The sequence below is a fragment of the Priestia sp. 10L35 genome, from assembly GCF_056395685.1.
This window is the reverse complement of sequence record NZ_JBFTKA010000001.1, coordinates 1,076,238-1,095,798: the sequence shown is the minus strand read 5'-3', so window position 1 is coordinate 1,095,798 and position 19,561 is coordinate 1,076,238. Positions and strand designations below refer to the sequence as shown.

Genomic DNA, 19,561 nt, shown 5'->3' with positions numbered 1-19,561 from the left:
AATAAAAAAAGGAAATTCAAGAAAAAGAGGGAGTTACAATGTCAGAAATGGGAAGAAAAGAAGACTACGGGGAGATTGAAATAGGTAGACACGAATTGTTCTTCAAAAAGAGTTATAAAGTTATAAATACGATTAACGACTTCTTGATAGGCATCTGGTTCCTAATTGGCAGTATTTTATTCTTCTATGATTCCTTAAAAAATATAGGGATTTGGTTATTTATTCTTGGGAGCGTGCAATTGCTCATTCGTCCAACGATTAAATTAGTACACGATTTTCACTTACGAAAATATTTAAAGGAAGGTTATCGGAATAAATAATCTTCTTTGCAAACAATTTTTCTTGTGAATTCTATATATCAAAAGGGGGTGTACGCGTACACCCCCTTTTTGAATCGAATATATCACTCTAGGTCTAACCCTTTTTCATTCAATTTATGAGAAGTCACAGCAATTACAAACTTTCCATCATCCAAATCTTTTTTATGAGAGGTCAGTTCCTCTGTGGGAATACCTAAATTTGTTGCACGATCTTCTTCATTTGAGTAATTTTGCACCACAAAAAATTTCTTTAATTTATCTAAAAAAGAATCCTGCTGGGCCCCTCCAGTCATATCTTCCTGAGTGACTTTATCTTGGTCAGCAGCAGATAGCTTATCCACGTTTACATTCGTTCTATAAGCTAGATTGCCCGCTGCGGTCTCTTGATTAGTTAGAACTGTAATTTCATTATCCTCATACCCTATCATTCTTAATTTCTCAATTCTAGTTAATGTTTCTTCCGGCGACTCATATACACCTATAACACTTTTACTCATAGAGCTTTCCTCCTTCATTAAGATCTTTTCTCCTTACTTTTTATGTACCCGCTATTCTACCCTTATTAACAATAGATCCATAGTTAATTGATTTAATCCCATATTCTAGGTCGATCAACCTCCATGATCCTCAAATACTGTAAGAGTTGTCCAGCGTGTACGGATTCATGATAGCCTATCCGCATCAACATATCCCCTAAAGAACGAATATAACCAACATCTGAACGGTCTATTTGAATGTTAGTTAAATCTTCTTCAGAAAAAGTAGTAACCATGTCTAAAAATTGTTGGTGGTAGGATGCTGCAAACTCCAATTCATCCTTTATAGATTGTAAGGGTCTTTTTTCAAAAGGAGAATCAAATTCCTTTAAGCTGCCCAAATTTTCGATAGCTAGATAATAATAGTATTCTGACTCCAAGACATGACGAACCATTTCTATGCATGTCATAGCTTCTTTATCTGGCTTCCAATCGAGTTTATCATCAGGAATTGCTTGCCAAACCTTTATACTTCTTCTTCTAATCTCTTTTATATTTAATACTATTGCATCTGTTCCATTCATTTCCATCCCTCCTCTTATCATCATTTTACATCATTTCCCCAAAACAAAGAGGTGAATTTTCAACTAAACTTATTTTAAATATTCATGGTTCTTATGCTGAGTATAATAACTTTCATCCTTTAAGCAGTGAATATATTGGTCATTCTCACATCTCTTTTAAAACAGCGCGCTGAGGCTATGTTACAATGTAATTATAAGGAAAAAGAGGTGAATATAGTTATGTTAACAGCGATAGTTATAACTGTTTCTGTTTTAGGTTTAGCGTGGAGTGTTGGACAAAGAAAGCAATATCAGTAACTTTATAGATTGTCTGTATGTAGAATTGAGATGGTTATAAATGAGTAAAAGAAATATTTTAGTCAAATTAATGTTCTTTTTAGGATCATTTTCTATAACAATTTTTGAATTTATTTTAAAACAAGGATTAACCGCATTGCTTTTATCTGCTGTCTTTATCATCTTGGCAGGTTTCTTAATGAAAACTGAAGTTACAAAAACAGGCTCTAAGAGAACTTAAAGCCTGTTTACTTACCTTTCTTCCTTAAAACCCTTTTTAATATACCAAAACATTTTCTTCACATCGTCATAAAAAAACATCGTTAGAAAACCTAGTGTGGTAACACCAGCTGAAAATGTACCCAAATCTAAAAATAGTCCTGCAAATACAAGAATGATTCCGATAATAAAACCAGGGTCTGATAAATCCTCACCCTTTTTTCGATCGATTGCTATTTTGCTTTGAAAAGATTGATCCCCTTTAATCAATTCATCCAGCGTCACATTATAAAGTTCGCTTAACTTAATAAGGTTCTCAATATCAGGATACCCTTTATTATTTTCCCACTTATAGACAGCTTGTCTAGATACATTCATTTTCCCAGCTAATTCTTCCCTGGACATCTTTTTCTCTTTTCTTAACTTCTGCAGCTGTTCCCCTAAAGTCACCTTCATCACCTCTAAGGCTTAGCTTACAATAAATATGTAAAAAATCCATAAACGCTTAGTAACAAGCTGTAAACCACTGGTTAACACAGCAGGTATTAGTACTAATCACTATACATGTCCTCATTTAATAAATAAAAAAAGCTAGCATAAAGCTAACTTTTTTAAGTTAGAGAGAAAGGCAGGCTAATAATTAGCAACCGCCAAATCCTCCCCAACAAGCACAGCCAATAATGATTAATAAGATAAACAGCACGATAATTAAAGCAAAACCACTGCCACCGCCGTAACCGCCGCCGCCATAACCATAGCCACAACCTCCGCCATAACCGCCAAAGAACATAAACTTCACCTCCTTCTCGTTCATACATTTATCATATGATGAAAAACGAAATTTGCTCCACCAAGTGGATAGACTACGTTTTATATCACTATAGATAAAAAAACAATAACCTTTTAGTTTCTTTTACATACAATGAAGCATCCTCAGATCCCATATATGAGTTTTACTCCCTCTGCAATAGATTGTTTGAATTCCGCCCAATCAGTTCTATTGCGTATAAAAGCAGCCCCGCACAACCTAGAATAAAAAAGTCTTTCTCAAATTAGAGAAAGACTTTTTTATTGTTATTAATAGCCAAATCCGCGGCCGTAACAGCTGCATCCAATAATGACAAGAAGAATAAACAGGACAACTAATAAAGCAAAACCAGAACCAGCTCCACCATAACTAGACATACAAACACCTCTTTTCGTGGTATTTAACTAAAGGAAAAAACTTTAAATATACATGGGTTAAGGTATTATATGTAGACATAGCTCATATCGATTGGATTTTGGTCAAAAATAGGCTACTTTGTTTAACGATAGCTAGATAACATCCTAAATTTCACATAGTAAAAACCCTTCATTGCTAAAATGAAGGGGCTTTTTTGCCTATCAGCACCAAGGACGAGGTCTAGGAGGGCAGCTTGGAGCACAAAAATGTTGATGCGTTTCCTGACATACAACGGATTCTGTATGCGGGAATGAGTGCATATATTTATAATTTTTTTGATAAACATTTGTGGTATGACTAGGATGCACCACTGGTACAAACATATCTTGACCAGTAAAAGATGTATTTTGTTTAACTGGGTCGTACTGAGCAGGCATGGTTTGAGGAGGCAATTGACCACAAGGTTTAGCTTGAGGATAACCGCAGCTACCTTGCTGAGGATACATAGCCCCTTGATAACCACCGTAATTAGAGTGCTGATAAGGGTAGTTGTTTCTCATATTAAAAACCTTCTCCTTTCTGTTAGTAGACTCCTATTACTGTATGTGAAACAACCATAGAATGTTTGGACAAATACCTAAAAAAGACCCTAATTATTTAGGGTCTTTTTTACTAAGAGAAAAAGAAATGTGTATCCTTAGTAACATAGCTATGAGACTAAGAAATAGAAGTTTTTTTAATGTCCATTATTCCTCAAGATTAACATCCATCGCTGCGTTATCAATATTATTTAAAATGGTTGTGTTTTTATCGTCTAATTCATTACGTAAAAGTGAATTACGCGTCGCTTCGTATAAATCATAGCTTCTTTCATCAACTGGAGAATTATGATCTTCACATATCATCTTTTCTGATTCTTTGGATTGATCTGCCATATCAGTCACCTCCTCTGTATAGTATGTGAGTTGATTAGAAGAAACATAAGAACTTTATCTGGCTACTGTTGGGTAAGGTTTAATCAACGGTTGGCTGTTTCTGTATATTGTGTTTACATATGACCTAATATTAGGTGGACACAACCGTTTCTTGAGCATGCTTTTGGATGATTTCTGGAACTTCCACCAATGAATTAACGGTTAGCAATTTACCTTTTGGCGCAACATCAATTTTAACTTGGTTGTAGCTCCACTCCAGTTCAGAAGGTACGTGAATCGCATGTATTCCAGCTTCTACTGCCGGCCTTATATCGGTTTTTAATGAATTGCCAATCATCCAAGTCTTTTTTGGATCGTACTTAATTTGGTTTAGTATTTCTTTTAATGCACATGTATCTTTTTGTTCAGAAATAAATACCCTTTTTTCAAAGTATTTAGCTAGCTCTAGCTGAACAATTTTTCTACCTTGATTTTTCTCGTCTCCACCTGTGTGCAAGTAGAGATCATGTCCTTGTTCTTTAAGCTTATCTAATACTTCATACATATTTGGCAAAGGCTCTATCGGTACTTCAAATACACTTTGACCAATTTTTTTGACTCTTTCAACTCTATCGTCATGGATATCTTGATGATTTTGTTCATTAAAAAATAAATAAGTGTCTACTAATGATTCTGGAAAACGGGAAGAGTGAAGGCCATGCTTTTCGATACTTTTTAAATCTATCTCTAACTGCTTTTGTTTTATTTCTTCCTTAGTCAGATTCTCAAACCATTCCTGCAATTGAGCCACAAAAGCATTTATGGTGTCTCTAAAATATTTATTACAGTGAACAAGCGTATCGTCTAAATTAAAAAGTAAGGTTTGCTTCTGCATTTCGTTAAATCCTTTCTACAATGGATGTACAGACAGTATATATGAAAAAACACTAACCATTTTTGTTACCTACTCACACCTAAAACTAAGATAAAATCTCCAATACGTTAGGAATAAGCAGTTGATTTACTATACTGAAATGAGAATATTTAGTGGAAAGACCCTTCTAGCGTATAAAATAGAAGGATCTTTTTATAAGATAAAAAGCTGCAGGATATTCCTGCTAATAAATATAACGTTCAAAATGTTTTCTATTCATGTTGGTTTTGAACGTAGAGGTACTCAGTCCTGAACGATTTATTAGTGGTTGGCTACCTTCGCCTTCTTTAGGTATATTCATTTCAAGACCTTGTATAGTGAAAGGATCATACATATACGTTGTTCGTTCAGTTTCTGTGTGCGACATTAACTTCACCTCTATTAATAGCCCTCATTTTTTCAAATCATGTTAACTCGTTTACAGCAGGTTCTTTAATGAAAATATCTACGTTTCGTAGGTCTTTTCGCTAAAAAAGATCCGCCGTTTTCTACTTTTTTTATTAAGTTGTAATTTCTTGTGGATCTTCGCCTTCAAGGTCAGTGAAGAAATTTTCTAAGGTTTCCCTCGGATCAAGAGCACGCCCATCTTCTTCGACAATACGGTTAAGCGTAGGGTCATTATTGCTATCTTTATTTTTATAGTTGTTATAATCAACTCTTTCTGCAATTCCTGAATTATCAACGCCTGTAAAGTCTTTCTTTGGCATAAAAACACCTCCTAGCCCTATTGTTTGAAAATTTGAAGATAAAATAAGTGGAAGGTTAAGTTATATTTTTATTTCCCGAGAATTAATTAGATATTTGTTGCAAAGAGCCATGTACAACATGCTTAATTGTTTTACGAACTGGGGAAACTAAAGCGTCAAAATTTAATTTGCAGAGGTTTACATTCAGGTGAAATCAGCGTGAATAACTTGAAGGAAAAAGATCCTTTTATCGTAAATGCAGTCCAAGAAGCAATGGCTAGAATCAATAAACCTAACTCTTAAAATAGATATAAAAAGCAATCCTTTGAGGCTGCTCCTTGGATATTGATCGTTTTCATCAAGCAAAAGACTAACTCTTTATAGAGTTAGTCTTTTGTCATTCAAATAGTATACACATGAACATGAAAAAAGAATGACAAACGAAATGTCATTTTCTCTCCTCCACATGGCAAACGTTTAGTTTTTAGTCAGAAGGAAATGAAACATCTAATCCCACTTTTTACAGTATCGATTGTTTCTAAAAAATTAGTCTGTCACACTGATGAGGAAATAAAAAAATCCATTTTTTACCACGAATGCATTTCTTCCACAATAGGAAACTTAAAAAAAACAAGGAGGTGACACAACATGGCAAACAACAAAAGCAGCAACAACAATGAATTATTAGTATACGGTGCTGAACAAGCAATCGATCAAATGAAATACGAAATCGCTAGCGAATTTGGTGTAAACCTTGGTGCTGATACAACTGCACGTGCAAACGGATCAGTAGGTGGCGAAATCACAAAGCGTCTTGTGCAATTAGCTGAGCAACAACTTGGCGGCGGACGTTTCTAAGACAACTTTATAATTGATGGCTGAAGGAGGAGTGGGTATCCACTCTTCCTTTTATTATGGACATTTTCTATTTATCGTCATAAGCAGAAAGCCACATAAAGCATGATAAAACAAAAAACTGCCAAAGAAGGCAGCTTGAATAGTATACGTAAAATAGTAGATTGTATTCACTGATAAAATTCCTTTTTTATATCTAGAAGAATAATAAAACATGATATGGAGACGTTAAGTGTGTGCATAGTAAGAAAGGTGGCACATTATTATGAATATGTTAAGGAGGATAACAATGGGTATTTTAAGTGGAAATCCTACAGATGAACCGATGCATTACGGTGAAGTATTTGGAACATGGTCGTTTCTTTCTGCTTCAAAAGGATTAGTAGCTGGTTATCAAACGTTTCTAAATCATGTAGGGGACAAGGATCTACATAAGTTGGTACAAGAAACGATTGAACAATGTCAGCAGGAAATGAAAGGTGTAGAAAAGCTATTAAAAGAAAATGGAGTGGCTTTACCTCCAACTCCGCCTGAACGTCCAGAAGCTTGTTTAGATGATATTCCAGTAGGTGCACGTGTTCAAGATCCCGAAGTTGCTGCGGCTATTTCACTGGATATAGCTGCTGGTCTAGTTGCTTGTAGTCAACTGATTGGCCAATCTATTCGTGAAGATATTGCAGCAATGTTTGGTCAAATTCACATGCAAAAAGTAGCCCTTGGTGGAAAGTTTTTGCGACTTAACAAAGAAAAAGGCTGGTTAGTTCCACCACCTCTTCACAAGTCAAAAAACACGGATTGTTGATAATAAAATTGCTATAAAACGTGAAGATTTCAATTTAAGTGAACCATACCACATTCTACGAAACATTGTTTGGAAATCCTTATTTAAGGTGTGTTTTTCTTTTTAGTACATGAGTTATTGATAATTTGAGCAACCTGCTCAAGATGCAATAGAGAATTATCAACATAACATCTATATTTTAACGACTAGGAAAACTACTGCACAGGAGCAGTAGTTTTCCCGTTTTTATGTTGTATAGAATATAAAAACTTAGTGAACATAATGCTAGATCTTGAACAAACGAGCCAAGAGGCCGTGAAGCATCGAACTACTTCTTCATTAACATAATACCAAATTTCAAAAATAACATGTAAAGAAGCTCTCTATGGAAAAATAAAGAGCTTTTTCTTATCAACGAATTCTCCATTTTGACAAAGATTAAGTGTATATCAATGGATTGCATAAAATAAGTAAACAAGACCATATTAAATATGAATGATAGGTATAAAAAGTATATTTCCTTCCAACCCATAGGAGATTGTATATGGATAATTATAAAAATGACAATACTGCAAGACGCTATATTGCTCATGTTAGTACCTTTGGAACGACTCAAATTCATTTAAGAAACCCCTATATTGTTGCTTGGTGGTCAGCAGCTTTTCCAGGGTTTGGGCACTTGCTACTGTCTAAATACCTTCGCGGCTTTGTATTATTTATATGGGAGGTCGTTATAAACCTTAAATCTCATGTGAATTTAGCCATGATTTATTCTTTTCAAGGAAACATTGATATGGCCAAAGACGTGCTTGATACAAGATGGCTTCTTATTTATATTCCCGTTTATATTTTTGCTATATGGGATAGTTACCGAACAACCGTTGATTTAAATAAAATATACGTGTTAGCTGAAAGAGAAAATCATCAGTTCAACTCCTTTAGTATAGGATCCATGGAAATAAACTATTTAGATAAACGGAATCCCATCTTATCCGTTATCTGGTCCTTGTTGATGCCAGGTCTAGGACAACTCTATATTCATCGGATCATTGGTGCTTTCTTTGTTATCATTTGGGCAGTCGTTTTCTTTTATTATTCTCATCTACTTGAGGGTATTTCTCTTCTATTTTTAGGAGAAATAAAACAGGCTACTTCCGTTTTAAATAAAGAATGGTTGTTATTTTTTCCTTCTCTATATGGTTTTGCTACCTTTGATTCCTATATGAATACCGTTGAGAATAATAAACTTGTTGAAAGAGTGCAGAAAAACTTCTTCGAGAAAATGTATCAACACCCAAGCTTTTGTATTGTGAAAGGAAAAAAGGTGGAGTGAAAATATGCAAATCTTTTCTACATTTGAATACTCCAGTTACATAGAATTAGCTATTTCCGATCTAGAAAAAAAAGGAATAAAGAAAGAGGACATATTTATCGTTCCTCTTAATAATAGAACGGAAGACCGCCGGATTTTTGATAGCCTTCATCGAGCAGATGGTGTTTCTCTTATTGATTTAGGAATGGCTCTAGCCACAGCCTTTTCAGTCATTGGTGCAAGTATTGGTTTTAAACTAAGCTGGGGACCTATTTATTGGGGGATTATTAGTGCTTTTAGCGGATTTATCTTAGGATTAGGAATTAAACTATTTATGTTTAAAGTAATCAGGAAAAATCAACGGCTTCTACGTGGCAAACATTCCGAAGTCATACTCATTGTTGATTGTCATGCTGCGGACGCCGAAGCGGTTGAACAAACTTTGTGGAAAAATCTTGCCTTAGGTGTTTCAAAAGTTAGACCTGATGGCTTATAAAAATAAGTCATCACCGTACAATATAATGGCCAGATACAGGATGAATGAATTACTATTCAGGATTAGAGATAACTTCCTTAACGGATTGAGGGAGTTTTCCTGTTTTTAAGCTGTATACTCTTTAATTAGCATAATTTCATTTATTAGAACCAAAAAAGCTCTTAAAAAGAGCTTTTTTAGTTCTAACATATGTTAAATGCCATTCTACCATCCTCTTTGATTTCTTAATGTGGTAATATGAGCAACATGATGCTTTCCATGCCAGGCATAAGTAGCTATTAATTGCTCAATCGTCACTTCCCCGTTTTCAGGATGGTGGATCATTTTCTTCAAATCTTTTTCATCAAGTGAGTTTAAAACTTTATGAAGACGCTTATGTAAAGCTGAAAAAAGTTGAAGAGAAACTTCTATCGGTAAATCATTATCAGGCAGAGTTGACCAAGCTACTTCATCATAGGCCTTAATAGTAGGTGCTTGCTCTGTTAAGCCTAATTTAAAACGAGTATAAGCATTCATATGTGAGTCAGCTAAATGATGGACAACTTGACTTAATGTCCAACCGCCTTCTCGATAAGGCGTAGCTAATTGTTCTTTGGTCAGTCCTTCTACAGCATCAGCTAATTGCTTTGGTGCATATCCAATGTCATGAATCCACCTTTGAATATCTTCTGGCTGAATATTTTCTTTCACGATAAAGTTCCCAATAGGATATTGATTAAACATATTTCTTCCTCTCCTTTACACCTTATAAATTTCATTAGACGATAGCCAGTCAACGAATTGATGATACGGATAATAGGTAGTCCCTTTCAGCTCTATCTTTGGAGCTCCGGGATATTTAGTTAACAGTTCTTCAATTTCACCTTTGCTTAAGTGAAAGTGATAGTGTAGATCTTTTTCTTTAATCAAATAAGGATATTTTGATTTTCTTTGAGGTTTGCTGAAATTCTTTAAACCGTCGCCTATAAAATAACCAAGGGCAGCCAATCCTAACGCTAACCAAAAAAAGTTCATTTCCAAAGTAGGATACCCCCAAACATTCCCATAAAATAAATCCCAACATAAAATTCATAAAAAAGAGACCTTACTTTATAACGCCTCTACAGATTAGCCAGCTTTTTATCAGCTATAAACTTCATAAGTATACCTGCACCTGAAACATTTAATACGATGCTGCTACCTAAAATAACACCATATAGTAATCCCGTAATATGTAATGTTAAAGTCAAAATCAAAAAGACTGTTCCTGTACCGACTAGAACTAATCCCAAGCTTCGATTATCCATCTATTTCACCACCAAAAAAGTAAATATAGTTATATTTTAACATAATTACACTTGTTTTACTTTTAAATGTTAAAATACACTTATTAATAACCAGGGAGATTATAGAATCATGAAAAAAGTTATATCGTTTTTGATTTCTACCTTGTGCGGTAGCTTAGTTCTTTCTGGACTATCTTTTTCTGATGGTTACGAGCAAATGAGCTTAAACCATTTTCTAGACCAAATAATGTTTGGATTTATGTATATTGCACCGTTTGTAATTATATTAGGAATTCCTTATGGTTTCTTTAGTTAAGAATGGAGAGTTGATATGAAAACAACTAATAGCGAAGAGTTAGACGTCCAATGGTATGGGGTAAAGATTCTTTATAAGTACTTAATAGTCGGTAAACCTAATATAGAAAAGATTGACGAAAATTATGAAGAACATCAGATATTTGAAGAAAGTATTTTATTAATTAAAGCCCAATCATTTGCTCAAGCCTATGAAATTGCAGAAAAGAAAGCAAAAGAATGTGAAGACAGCTATACCAACGTTTATGATCAGACTGTGAATTTCCAATTGATTGAGAGTTTAGATGCCTTCCTCTTATGTGAAGAAGATGAGTTCCCAAGTGGTACGGAAGTATATTCACGTTTTTTACATATACCTAAAGAAGAAAGTTTAGCTAATGTCTTATCTAGGCACTATCCAGAAGTTACGGAAGATGAAACAGAGCGGATACGAAAAAGCTTCATTTTAAGGAATAGAGATTTTAATTGAAGACTCACACTAGATATAAAGATACTATGGTATACATACTCTGGAGAAACAACAAATAAGGAGCCTTAAATAAGGCTCCTTATTTGTTCTCTATTTACCTTTTGCTTTTAAAAAATAATGTCCAAGGCCATTATTACTTACACTGCATCTGTCATTACATATAAATTAGACGGAGTAATTTCATTTTCTAAAATTAAGTATGGATGGCACTTCATTAAAGCCAGTTTAAGAACTTCTGGTACTCTCTCTTCATCATACGCGCATACTAAATATAATCCGCCGTTATTCACCAATTTGTCTGCTTCATTTTCAAACTCTTCTAAAATAGGTATAATCCCTTCTTGCTGTCCCCACTCTACATGAGCCCATATTTGAAAAGACGTATTGTTTTTATAGAAAGGCTCTAAATGTTTAGAAAGATGTTCAAAAATTATGGCAGGCTGAAAACTTCCACTTGAACAGTAATAATCAAAATTATTAATGGTATGTATATATGTTAATTGATCTTGAGTTAAAATTCCCTCTAATCTTTTGAAAATCAGCGGAATTAGTCTTTCACTTTCTATAACTAAGGTATGTCTCTCCTGTTCAATCCCCGAAACAATATAAGACACAAGATTGTCTAAGTAACTTCTCATATCGTCAATATTATAGTAAATATGAACGCTTTCATTATTCTGTATCAATTGAGCAAACTGATTTTTCAAGTGTGTACGCTCCCTTATATAAAATCAACCTAAATTTTAAGACTCTTAAACTGGTAAATTGCCTGTTCATTAGAACAATTCTACGCTTTGCATTCTTATCTGTCAAAATTAGATAGTTTCCCCTTTGTTTTAGGGTATACGGCTGTTTTTTAGAATAGTATGCCTATGTGGTAAATGAGATAACGTTTGCGCCAGTTATTTTGGCGCTTTGGCTAAAGAATACTGTACCCTTCTCAAATACAATTAAAACTTAATAAGAAATAATGAAAGAATTAAGTTCATTTATCTCTTTATTCGATAAATTCTCATGTAGCATTGATAGGAGTATTAGCCATTTGTTTTTTACTTTGTATAACTTTTAAAACTAGTTACTACAAAATACAAAGAAAAAACGCCACTTGCTTTAGCAAGTGGCGCCTTTTCTTTTAAAATATTTGAGTAAAAGCTACAATTAAAATCGTGATCCCACTTATTAACGTTCCAAATTGACTCAATGTAAATTTTCCAATTTGAACATTTGCGGCTTTTTTCCCCACCATTACTCCTAGCCATACGGTTATAAAACTGCCAAAGGCTGATGTAAGCGAAATAGCTAAAGGCGATAAACCAAGCAAGCCTGCTCCCAGACCGTTTGTAAGTGCATTTGCTGAAAGTGCAACACCTAGGACACTGCTTTCGATCCAACCAATATATCGTACGTTTTCTTGACCACTACTATCTAATTCATCACTTCCGTTATTTCTTTGGGATCCAACTAATAAAATAATGCGAATCCCGATTAGCGTTAATAATACGACGGCTACAATAACATGGAACACCCCTGGCAAGATGGTTGAAATCCACCTGCCAAACATAATCCCCACCATGCTAAAGAGGAAACAAATAGCCGCTATCAGTAAATTAGAAAGCCATTTTATTCTTACCTTTCGAACTCCGTATGATATTCCCACACCGAAGTTATCTATACTCGATGATAGTGCAAAACCTAATATGAATAACCATTCCATTTTGTACTCTCCTTTTATTGATAATGTTGAGGAGATTTGCTTCCTTGTTGCATATATTGTTGATAAACCTTCAATAAAATGATTACTGCGCGTTGAAAAATATAAAGAGGTGAACCGCTATGTCTAACATCCAAAATGATCAAAGCCTTGGTTTGTTATTAAGGTCTTTATTAAAGGAAAATGCTTTATCTATGCGGAAACTTAGCTCACTTACGGGGATTGATACGGCAACTATCTCACGGATTATAAATGGAAAACAGCAAGCAAATCTACACCATTTAAAACAATTTGCGCACTATTTAAATACTCCTCTTGAAGCATTAATTGACCCTGCTGGAGCTGCTTCAAACAATACAGAAAATGAATTAGAAACAGGCATTCATTACTCCATTGATAAAATTCAAGAAATACTTAAATCTTTTAATATAGTAGATACAAACTTTACGATTGAACGTGTCGAACAAGAACTAACAAAATATAAGCAATATGCACAGACAGACGAAGGACACAGCATGATTTGTAATAACTTTCAAACCAAAATAGAGCAAGTCGGCAGCGTCGGAACCTTTATTGATCAATTAAAGCAAATGTACCTTGAATATTGTGATGAAAAAACATCAGCTTCCAAGCGCTCAATATTGGGAAGTGCGCTACTGTATTTTATTTTGCCTACCGATATTATCCCAGACTATGTCTTTCCAATCGGCTATTTAGACGATGCAATAGCTGTACAACTGGTAATGAATCAACTTACGGAATAACAATGGATTTCTATTAAGTGAAATGAACGCGGCATACCGTTCTCTATTTATTGTGAAAATGGAACTTTTTCTTGATCATGACGATGAGCAGGTACATATTCTATTGCTTTCTTTAATTTAAATACTTTCTTTGGCGCAATCTTTTTAATCACTTTTTCTTTTTTGCATAGCTCATGGTTACACCTATGTGCACACATACCTAAAGGGATTTTCTCTCCGAAAAATGGATCTATATAAAATCCATTTTCAAACAGCTTACTCTTAATAACATTTTCATTTTGCAATCTGCAGCAAGTAACGCAATAGTACATTCGTTTTCCACTCTCTTTCTTATATTTGATTTTGAAACATCTTATGAGAACTCATCAACAGAAGTGCTTGTTTCTACATTAAAAGTTGAAAAAATCTCAACAGGCGTTGAAGAATACTCAACACACGTCAATTACAAACATATAGTTTAATCATGACAGCATGAAGAGTTTCATACTTTGAAGAGGGAGAATGATGAAAGCAAGAGGTGTTGTGAACGCTGTAATGGGGATTTGGCTCGTTACTGCCCCTTAGATGCTTGGGTTTTCATACGATGCAGGAGTTACTTCAGCGAGCATTGTATTTGGGACCCTTCAAGTGATCATGTCTTTTTGGGGAACTAACAAACTAGAGTGGCAGTCACAACAAAACTGGATTTCGCTTATTACTGGATTATGATTTGTTCTTTTTCCCTTTATTTATTCATTAACAGATGGAGCGCTTTAGTCTAGCATTATACTTTAATTAATGATCATACTATTTAGCTTATGGAGCTTGAACTCTAAATCAAAACTAAACACTGTTAGTTAAAGAACGAATAATATTCCACTTTTTGCTTAAACTACTCAAGATACCGCAATGTATCGACTATGTGAGAATAATTCTCCTAGCAGAAAAGCTCCCTACGGAAATACATAGGGAGTTTTTTCTGCTTTTTATGTAAAGCCCACACGGATTCAGTAAACATAATGTACTTTGTAGGAGATAACAAAGGTGCCCCTGATTGCTAGAAGACACCTTTGTGGACTCTAGAGAAAGCTAATCTTTGATAACCTTTATTTATCTCTACTCATGCAAAATAGATATTAACGAACTTTTTCTTCACGATCATCTCTTCTTTTAAGACCAAAAAGACCAACTAGTCCTAATAATCCAAGTAGTTCCCAAGGTGAATCATTGTCATCATCCACATCAGTTGCTGTAGTGACATTTCGAGTATTTACGTCATCGTTATAAGTATTTACGTTATCATTATAATTCGCTCTATCTACGTTATTGTTTTCAGCATTAACCGGCAAGATGAAAGTCATCATAGCTAAAGCTAACGTACATAATAAAACAGACCACTTTTTTCGCATACTTTCTCCTCCTTTCCTTTTGTTAATAGATAAAGTTCCCAACGTTATTGGTTACTATTCGCTAAGTAGATTTATTGTTTGAAACTGCTCATTAATACCTACCTTAAAGAAGCCAAATTAATATGAATATATTTATAATTTATTAAGCAAATTAACTAAAATGCAATGAAGCATCACTCATGAAATCTAATTACATCATAGAAAAAACTTCCTTTTTTCTAACTCTAAGGTAGTTTTTTCATTTCTGTCCCTTAAATATTATATAAATAACTATTTTACATAACCGCTTCTTCCAGAACAAATCAAAAAAAGAACCCTAATGAGAGTAAGGGTTCTAGATGGTTCACTTTTATAGAATATGCAGTTTTTATACAATTCTTATTTATAGGCTATGATCAATAGGGATAGAGAAGGCTGCATAAAAGCCTGCCGTTTATACCTATGTTAAAGCAAATCAAAAGTAGTATTTACATTTAAAAACATGTTAAAATCTAGTAGTCATTTATGCTGAGATACGTATAAATGAACCCTTTAAAAAAAGCAGCCTCGCTTGCCAATGCCGAGGCTGCTTTTCCTTATTTTTCAAGGACTTTTGTCTTAAAAATGGGCATATCACCCGCGAACAAATACTTAGAAATCACATATTATAATATATCTTCTAAGTGAAGGAGGTATGCTATTATAGAAAACTTAGTTAGCTATATTAAAGATTTAGGCTTTCCAATTGCCCTATCTTTTTACTTACTTGTTCGCATTGAAAGCAAATTAGATAGAATTACAGAACTGCTTCAAGTTCTTATTGAAAAAAAGGACAAGCAATAAGCAGAATGCTATTTATACCCAAAGCGAACTCGTTCCTTCGTTTTCAAGATGCAGCACGTTCACTTCTGTTCCTTTGTCATATCCATACTCTCCACCTGGAAGAACAATCAGCGCGTTTGCTGCAGCTAATGATGAAATAGCCCCTGACTTGTCCATGCCAACAGGCGTCACAACAAGCTTTCCGCCTTCGTCTGAAACCTCTCCTCGCACCATTCGCGTAAAAGCATTAGGTTCTTTGAAACGGCCGTTTAATACCGCTTTTGTTTTATGTAAATGAGGCGCTGGTGAATACAAAAAGCTGCGAACAATCGGACGCACAAACAGTTCAAACCCGACATAGCAAGCAGATGGATTTCCTGATAGTCCAAACAGCAGCTGTCCGTTTCGTTCTGCGACTGTTGTGACGCTTCCTGGGCGCATCGCAATTTTGTTAAACAGCACATTCGCACCAAGCTTTTCATAAATAGCCGGCAAATAATCATAGTCGCCAACGGATACCCCGCCGGTTGTTAGTAGAATGTCCACTTCTTCAAGCGCTTTTTCTACCGCTTCATAGCAGCGGTCAAAATCATCTTCAAGCTTTCCTAAGTATTTCGGAATTCCCCCGCTTCTTACAATTTGCGCAAGTGCCATATAGGAGTTGCTGTTGCGAATTTTTCCTGGTTCTAACGGCTCGTTCACATCAAGCAGTTCGCTTCCTGTTGTTAACACGCCAACCACCGGTTGCTTCACGACAGCGACATCCGCATAGCCAAACGTAGCTAAAAAAGCCGTGACGCCCGGATTGATTCGCGCCCCTTTGGAAACAAGCACCTCTCCTTTTTTTGTTTCTTCTCCTTTTAATGCAATGTGTTCCCACTTTGAAGCAGGCCGGCTTAACGCCATATACGTTTTGCCTTCTTTTTCATACGACTTCGTTACTTCAAGCATCACAACCGCATCACACGAATGAGGGACTTGCGCTCCCGTCATAATACGCACCGCTTGAAACGGCTTTACTTCTTCTTCAAAGACAAAGCCTGCACCGATTTCACCTACAACTTCGAACTCCATAGGATGTTCACTTGAGACTTCTAGGCAGTCTTGCGCTCGAACCGCAAAGCCGTCATAAAGCGATTTATTAAAATGAGGAACGTTTTGATCGGCGATAATATCTTCTCCTAAATAGCGTCCGTAGCTTTCGGTGATCGATACGCGTTCGATGCTTCCTTTTCTTTTATAAGTCATGACTTTTTCAATTGCTTCAGGAATTGAAATAGGTGTTCTGCTTTCTAACATACATTCTTCACTTCCTTTATGTCTGTTCACTTTTTACGCTATGGTGTAAAATCATAGCATATCTCACTATTTCTATCATACAACAAAATTTACTGAAAAAGGATGAAAACACCGATGTCTTCTTTTACACATTTTAATGACCAGGGCCGTGCCAATATGGTCGATATTAGCGAAAAATCTATCACGCGCCGCGTCGCAACAGCTCGTTCAAGCATACTTGTTAACAAAGAAATTCACGAAGCCATTGTAGAACATAAAATTGGAAAAGGCGACGTCCTTGCTGTCGCACAAGTAGCGGGAATCATGGCAGCAAAACGCACGTCTGACATTATTCCGATGTGTCACCCTCTTTTATTAAAAGGCGTAAACCTTTCATTTGACTGGGATACAAGCAATGATCAGTACGGTTTATTAATAGAAGCAACTGTTAAAACGGAAGGCTCAACGGGCGTTGAAATGGAAGCTTTAACCGCTGCTTCTGCCTGCGCTCTAACCGTTTATGATATGTGTAAAGCCATTGATAAAGGCATGATTATCGGCGAAACGTATCTGCTTGAAAAATCTGGCGGCAAAAACGGTGACTACAAGCGTACGGAAGCGTAAAGGAGGTACATAATGAGCGTACATGAACATAAAGCCAAAGCAACACAGCCCGTTCGCTGCAAAGTCATTACGGTATCAGATACACGCACAAAAGAAACCGATAAAAGCGGCGCGCTAATGATCCAACTTCTGAAAGAACACGACATGCAGGTCGCTTCCTATGAAATTGTAAAAGACGACCAAACGTCGATTCAACAAGCGATACTTGCCGGATGCAGTGCTGAGGACATTGACGTTGTTCTCACAAACGGCGGGACTGGCATTACAAAACGAGACGTCACAATTGAAGCCGTTCAAGCGCTGATTCATAAAGAAATCGTTGGGTTTGGCGAGCTGTTTCGCATGCTGAGCTACACCGAAGACATTGGCAGCGCAGCAATTATGAGCCGGGCAATTGCCGGGACGATTAACGAAAAAGCCGTTTTTTCTACACCAGGATCAAGCGGTGCTGTTCGTCTAGCTATGACCAAGCTGATTTTGCCTGAACTTCGCCACGTTGTGTGGGAATTAAACCGGCAGCGCTGACAAAATGCCTATGCACACGCATAGGCATTTTCATTAATCATAGTCTTTATGTACCCACTCATCTTCTGGAATGCCTAAATCTTCTCCAGAAAAACGCTCTTCTTTAAACGGATCTCCTCTAAGATGAAAGCCGTTTTGCTCCCAAAAGCCAGGATGATTTTCATCAATAGCTTCAAAGCCTCGAAGCCATTTAACACTTTTCCAAAAGTACAAATGCGGAACAACCAATCGCAGCGGATATCCGTGCTTAGCTGTAAGCGGCTCTCCGTTAAAGGAATGAGCGAGAAGAATATCGTCTCTCAGTAAATCTTTTACCTCAATGTTTGACGTATAGTCATTATCTCCATGTAGCATGATGTATTTACTTTTTAACTCCAAGCCAACTGCTTTTAAAAAGTCTGTAAACAGCACGCCCGTAAATTCATTATCAAGCTTTGTCCATCTCGTTACGCAGTGAATATCACATTTCACCGTTGTTTGCGGCATGTCCAATATATCTTGATACGAAAGCGTCACTTCTTTGTTTACTAATCCAAACACTCGAAGCGTCCACTCCTCTAAGTTATACTCCGGCACGTCGCCTTCATGTAAAATCGGAAAGCGCTCCGTTACTACCTGACCCGGAGGCACTCGTCCTTCATACCTTGGATCAATTTCTGGTGTTTTCATTCGTTTGATACGGTCTGCTTTGTTCAAATTATCACCTCATTGTTTTTTATACATAAAAAGCCCTTCCTTAAATAAATAAGGAAGAGCTTTGTTTCAGCTTCTTCCTTATCTCTAAGAGCAGTACACTCTTAAGGATTTGGCACCATTCTGTCATAGACAGCGGTTGCCGGGTTTCACAGGGCCAGTCCCTCCACCTCTCTTGATAAGGAAACAAATTGTATTTGTTTTATGTAATAAAGTCAGTATTAAGCTTTTTGTCATAATTGTCAATATTATTTTTCTTTTCCGCAAAAAAACTTTAAAAACAGGTAGGGTTATAAGATTTTAGTAGACTAAAATACCATGTAAAACCTTTACCCTTCTCCATCAATCATCGTATACTTCTTGGCAAAGCGCTTAGAATAAATTTGCTCATCCTCTTGTCCATCGTTAAAAACAAGTCGGTTATGATCAATATCTTTTTCTTTTAACATATAGCCTTTTTCATTCATCATATGAATATATTCATCTAAATGTCCTTTTTTCACCATATAGTGAAGAGCATCATCTGAATCTGTAGTCCTCGCTACATCTTGACTTCCCACTTCTAGCTTGAATACAGCTGTTGCTGTTTGAACGGGACGATAATCTCCAAACAATCTTTCCCAATTTAATAGCAGCAGCGCGCCGGAAATTATTATACACCCTCCAGCCGCCACGGTTAGTACAAATCGCTTTGACACTACTTTCTCTCC

General features: G+C 35.8%; 34 protein-coding genes and 1 riboswitch. Of the genes, 15 read left to right on the top strand and 19 right to left on the bottom strand.

Features of this window, described 5'->3' with window-relative positions; genetic code table 11:
* The first annotated feature begins 38 nt into the window (after nucleotides 1-38).
* Nucleotides 39-320, top strand: coding sequence for a YrhK family protein (locus AC1DEF_RS05730; protein WP_097823101.1), 282 nt, complete (start codon nucleotides 39-41; stop codon nucleotides 318-320).
* 83 nt (nucleotides 321-403) lie between these two features.
* Here the strand turns inward: AC1DEF_RS05730 and AC1DEF_RS05725 are convergent, their stop codons facing one another.
* Nucleotides 404-817, bottom strand: coding sequence for a general stress protein (locus tag AC1DEF_RS05725; protein ID WP_097823102.1), 414 nt, complete (start codon nucleotides 815-817; stop codon nucleotides 404-406).
* A 92-nt stretch (nucleotides 818-909) separates the two neighbouring features.
* Nucleotides 910-1,380, bottom strand: coding sequence for a DinB family protein (locus AC1DEF_RS05720; RefSeq protein ID WP_097823103.1), 471 nt, complete (start codon nucleotides 1,378-1,380; stop codon nucleotides 910-912).
* A gap of 126 nt (nucleotides 1,381-1,506) precedes the next feature.
* Here AC1DEF_RS05720 and AC1DEF_RS05715 point away from each other — a divergent pair, with 126 nt between their 5' ends.
* Both AC1DEF_RS05715 and AC1DEF_RS05710 read left to right on the top strand, forming a co-directional pair.
* Nucleotides 1,507-1,677 (top strand): hypothetical protein, encoded by a 171-nt coding sequence (locus AC1DEF_RS05715; protein WP_477727315.1) that lies wholly within the window; start codon nucleotides 1,507-1,509, stop codon nucleotides 1,675-1,677.
* A 40-nt stretch (nucleotides 1,678-1,717) separates the two neighbouring features.
* Nucleotides 1,718-1,897: a hypothetical protein gene (locus AC1DEF_RS05710; protein ID WP_097823104.1), complete on the top strand. Its 180-nt coding sequence runs from the start codon at nucleotides 1,718-1,720 to the stop codon at nucleotides 1,895-1,897.
* A gap of 11 nt (nucleotides 1,898-1,908) precedes the next feature.
* Here the strand turns inward: AC1DEF_RS05710 and AC1DEF_RS05705 are convergent, their stop codons facing one another.
* From AC1DEF_RS05705 to AC1DEF_RS05675, 7 genes are all read right to left on the bottom strand, one after another.
* Nucleotides 1,909-2,325 (bottom strand): helix-turn-helix domain-containing protein, encoded by a 417-nt coding sequence (locus AC1DEF_RS05705; protein ID WP_097823105.1) that lies wholly within the window; start codon nucleotides 2,323-2,325, stop codon nucleotides 1,909-1,911.
* A gap of 190 nt (nucleotides 2,326-2,515) precedes the next feature.
* Nucleotides 2,516-2,665 (bottom strand): YjcZ family sporulation protein, encoded by a 150-nt coding sequence (locus tag AC1DEF_RS05700; RefSeq protein WP_097823106.1) that lies wholly within the window; start codon nucleotides 2,663-2,665, stop codon nucleotides 2,516-2,518.
* Nucleotides 2,666-2,952: 287 nt separating this feature from the next.
* Nucleotides 2,953-3,060 (bottom strand): YjcZ family sporulation protein, encoded by a 108-nt coding sequence (locus tag AC1DEF_RS05695; protein WP_016766356.1) that lies wholly within the window; start codon nucleotides 3,058-3,060, stop codon nucleotides 2,953-2,955.
* Between the two features lie 201 nt (nucleotides 3,061-3,261).
* Complete coding sequence (locus tag AC1DEF_RS05690; RefSeq protein WP_097823107.1) at nucleotides 3,262-3,600, bottom strand: CotD family spore coat protein; 339 nt, start codon at nucleotides 3,598-3,600, stop codon at nucleotides 3,262-3,264.
* Nucleotides 3,601-3,786: 186 nt separating this feature from the next.
* Nucleotides 3,787-3,975, bottom strand: coding sequence for a hypothetical protein (locus AC1DEF_RS05685; protein WP_097823108.1), 189 nt, complete (start codon nucleotides 3,973-3,975; stop codon nucleotides 3,787-3,789).
* A gap of 130 nt (nucleotides 3,976-4,105) precedes the next feature.
* Complete coding sequence (locus tag AC1DEF_RS05680) at nucleotides 4,106-4,849, bottom strand: HAD family hydrolase (RefSeq protein WP_097823109.1); 744 nt, start codon at nucleotides 4,847-4,849, stop codon at nucleotides 4,106-4,108.
* 539 nt (nucleotides 4,850-5,388) lie between these two features.
* Nucleotides 5,389-5,595, bottom strand: coding sequence for a hypothetical protein (locus AC1DEF_RS05675; protein WP_025749973.1), 207 nt, complete (start codon nucleotides 5,593-5,595; stop codon nucleotides 5,389-5,391).
* 126 nt (nucleotides 5,596-5,721) lie between these two features.
* Between AC1DEF_RS05675 and AC1DEF_RS05670 the strand changes: the two genes are divergently transcribed.
* From AC1DEF_RS05670 to AC1DEF_RS05650, 5 genes are all read left to right on the top strand, one after another.
* Nucleotides 5,722-5,877, top strand: coding sequence for a hypothetical protein (locus AC1DEF_RS05670; RefSeq protein ID WP_477727314.1), 156 nt, complete (start codon nucleotides 5,722-5,724; stop codon nucleotides 5,875-5,877).
* Nucleotides 5,878-6,222: 345 nt separating this feature from the next.
* A complete protein-coding gene (locus AC1DEF_RS05665) occupies nucleotides 6,223-6,432 on the top strand; it encodes an alpha/beta-type small acid-soluble spore protein (protein WP_013058452.1) in 210 nt (69 codons plus the stop codon).
* 286 nt (nucleotides 6,433-6,718) lie between these two features.
* Entirely contained in the window at nucleotides 6,719-7,231 is a 513-nt protein-coding gene (locus AC1DEF_RS05660) for a DUF3231 family protein (protein WP_013058453.1), read from the top strand.
* A 523-nt stretch (nucleotides 7,232-7,754) separates the two neighbouring features.
* Nucleotides 7,755-8,543 (top strand): hypothetical protein, encoded by a 789-nt coding sequence (locus tag AC1DEF_RS05655; RefSeq protein ID WP_097823110.1) that lies wholly within the window; start codon nucleotides 7,755-7,757, stop codon nucleotides 8,541-8,543.
* A 4-nt stretch (nucleotides 8,544-8,547) separates the two neighbouring features.
* On the top strand, nucleotides 8,548-9,018 hold the full coding sequence (locus tag AC1DEF_RS05650) for a hypothetical protein (RefSeq protein WP_097823111.1): 471 nt from the start codon (nucleotides 8,548-8,550) through the stop codon (nucleotides 9,016-9,018).
* A 204-nt stretch (nucleotides 9,019-9,222) separates the two neighbouring features.
* Here the strand turns inward: AC1DEF_RS05650 and AC1DEF_RS05645 are convergent, their stop codons facing one another.
* The 3 genes from AC1DEF_RS05645 to AC1DEF_RS05635 form a co-directional block, all read right to left on the bottom strand.
* A complete protein-coding gene (locus AC1DEF_RS05645; RefSeq protein ID WP_097823112.1) occupies nucleotides 9,223-9,741 on the bottom strand; it encodes a YfiT family bacillithiol transferase in 519 nt (172 codons plus the stop codon).
* A gap of 15 nt (nucleotides 9,742-9,756) precedes the next feature.
* Entirely contained in the window at nucleotides 9,757-10,038 is a 282-nt protein-coding gene (locus AC1DEF_RS05640) for a hypothetical protein (RefSeq protein ID WP_025749994.1), read from the bottom strand.
* An 80-nt stretch (nucleotides 10,039-10,118) separates the two neighbouring features.
* Nucleotides 10,119-10,304, bottom strand: a complete 186-nt coding sequence (locus tag AC1DEF_RS05635; RefSeq protein WP_025749995.1) for a hypothetical protein — start codon at nucleotides 10,302-10,304, stop codon at nucleotides 10,119-10,121.
* A 109-nt stretch (nucleotides 10,305-10,413) separates the two neighbouring features.
* On the opposite strand from AC1DEF_RS05635, the gene AC1DEF_RS05630 reads away from it, so the two are divergent.
* Entirely contained in the window at nucleotides 10,414-10,599 is a 186-nt protein-coding gene (locus AC1DEF_RS05630) for a hypothetical protein (RefSeq protein ID WP_097823113.1), read from the top strand.
* 15 nt (nucleotides 10,600-10,614) lie between these two features.
* Nucleotides 10,615-11,067 (top strand): DUF4288 domain-containing protein, encoded by a 453-nt coding sequence (locus tag AC1DEF_RS05625; RefSeq protein WP_097823114.1) that lies wholly within the window; start codon nucleotides 10,615-10,617, stop codon nucleotides 11,065-11,067.
* Nucleotides 11,068-11,204: 137 nt separating this feature from the next.
* Here the strand turns inward: AC1DEF_RS05625 and AC1DEF_RS05620 are convergent, their stop codons facing one another.
* Together AC1DEF_RS05620 and AC1DEF_RS05615 are read right to left on the bottom strand one after the other, a co-directional pair.
* A complete protein-coding gene (locus tag AC1DEF_RS05620; protein ID WP_097823115.1) occupies nucleotides 11,205-11,774 on the bottom strand; it encodes an MEDS domain-containing protein in 570 nt (189 codons plus the stop codon).
* Between the two features lie 425 nt (nucleotides 11,775-12,199).
* Entirely contained in the window at nucleotides 12,200-12,781 is a 582-nt protein-coding gene (locus tag AC1DEF_RS05615) for a manganese efflux pump (RefSeq protein ID WP_043978600.1), read from the bottom strand.
* Between the two features lie 119 nt (nucleotides 12,782-12,900).
* Here AC1DEF_RS05615 and AC1DEF_RS05610 point away from each other — a divergent pair, with 119 nt between their 5' ends.
* Entirely contained in the window at nucleotides 12,901-13,542 is a 642-nt protein-coding gene (locus AC1DEF_RS05610; protein WP_097823116.1) for a DUF1232 domain-containing protein, read from the top strand.
* A gap of 47 nt (nucleotides 13,543-13,589) precedes the next feature.
* Here the strand turns inward: AC1DEF_RS05610 and AC1DEF_RS05605 are convergent, their stop codons facing one another.
* Nucleotides 13,590-13,853, bottom strand: a complete 264-nt coding sequence (locus tag AC1DEF_RS05605; protein ID WP_097823117.1) for a DUF3973 domain-containing protein — start codon at nucleotides 13,851-13,853, stop codon at nucleotides 13,590-13,592.
* A gap of 253 nt (nucleotides 13,854-14,106) precedes the next feature.
* Here AC1DEF_RS05605 and AC1DEF_RS05600 point away from each other — a divergent pair, with 253 nt between their 5' ends.
* Nucleotides 14,107-14,250 carry a hypothetical protein gene (locus tag AC1DEF_RS05600; RefSeq protein WP_427075080.1) on the top strand — a complete coding sequence of 48 codons (144 nt, stop codon included), beginning with the start codon at nucleotides 14,107-14,109 and terminating at the stop codon, nucleotides 14,248-14,250.
* Between the two features lie 407 nt (nucleotides 14,251-14,657).
* On the opposite strand, the gene AC1DEF_RS05595 is transcribed toward AC1DEF_RS05600, so the two are convergent.
* Complete coding sequence (locus AC1DEF_RS05595; RefSeq protein WP_028409822.1) at nucleotides 14,658-14,930, bottom strand: WGxxGxxG family protein; 273 nt, start codon at nucleotides 14,928-14,930, stop codon at nucleotides 14,658-14,660.
* Between the two features lie 678 nt (nucleotides 14,931-15,608).
* On the opposite strand from AC1DEF_RS05595, the gene AC1DEF_RS05590 reads away from it, so the two are divergent.
* Entirely contained in the window at nucleotides 15,609-15,752 is a 144-nt protein-coding gene (locus tag AC1DEF_RS05590; RefSeq protein WP_308115066.1) for a YvrJ family protein, read from the top strand.
* A gap of 12 nt (nucleotides 15,753-15,764) precedes the next feature.
* Here AC1DEF_RS05590 and AC1DEF_RS05585 read toward each other — a convergent pair whose 3' ends face one another.
* Nucleotides 15,765-17,030: a molybdopterin molybdotransferase MoeA gene (locus AC1DEF_RS05585; protein WP_097823118.1), complete on the bottom strand. Its 1,266-nt coding sequence runs from the start codon at nucleotides 17,028-17,030 to the stop codon at nucleotides 15,765-15,767.
* A 114-nt stretch (nucleotides 17,031-17,144) separates the two neighbouring features.
* On the opposite strand from AC1DEF_RS05585, the gene moaC reads away from it, so the two are divergent.
* Both moaC and AC1DEF_RS05575 read left to right on the top strand, forming a co-directional pair.
* Nucleotides 17,145-17,633: a cyclic pyranopterin monophosphate synthase MoaC gene (gene moaC / locus AC1DEF_RS05580; RefSeq protein ID WP_477727313.1), complete on the top strand. Its 489-nt coding sequence runs from the start codon at nucleotides 17,145-17,147 to the stop codon at nucleotides 17,631-17,633.
* Between the two features lie 12 nt (nucleotides 17,634-17,645).
* Nucleotides 17,646-18,158: a MogA/MoaB family molybdenum cofactor biosynthesis protein gene (locus tag AC1DEF_RS05575; RefSeq protein WP_097823120.1), complete on the top strand. Its 513-nt coding sequence runs from the start codon at nucleotides 17,646-17,648 to the stop codon at nucleotides 18,156-18,158.
* Nucleotides 18,159-18,191: 33 nt separating this feature from the next.
* On the opposite strand, the gene AC1DEF_RS05570 is transcribed toward AC1DEF_RS05575, so the two are convergent.
* Both AC1DEF_RS05570 and AC1DEF_RS05565 read right to left on the bottom strand, forming a co-directional pair.
* Nucleotides 18,192-18,854, bottom strand: a complete 663-nt coding sequence (locus AC1DEF_RS05570) for a sulfite oxidase-like oxidoreductase (RefSeq protein WP_097823121.1) — start codon at nucleotides 18,852-18,854, stop codon at nucleotides 18,192-18,194.
* Nucleotides 18,855-18,929: 75 nt separating this feature from the next.
* Nucleotides 18,930-19,036, bottom strand: a riboswitch (SAM riboswitch).
* A 144-nt stretch (nucleotides 19,037-19,180) separates the two neighbouring features.
* Nucleotides 19,181-19,549, bottom strand: coding sequence for a hypothetical protein (locus AC1DEF_RS05565; protein WP_097823122.1), 369 nt, complete (start codon nucleotides 19,547-19,549; stop codon nucleotides 19,181-19,183).
* Nucleotides 19,550-19,561 lie beyond the last annotated feature (12 nt).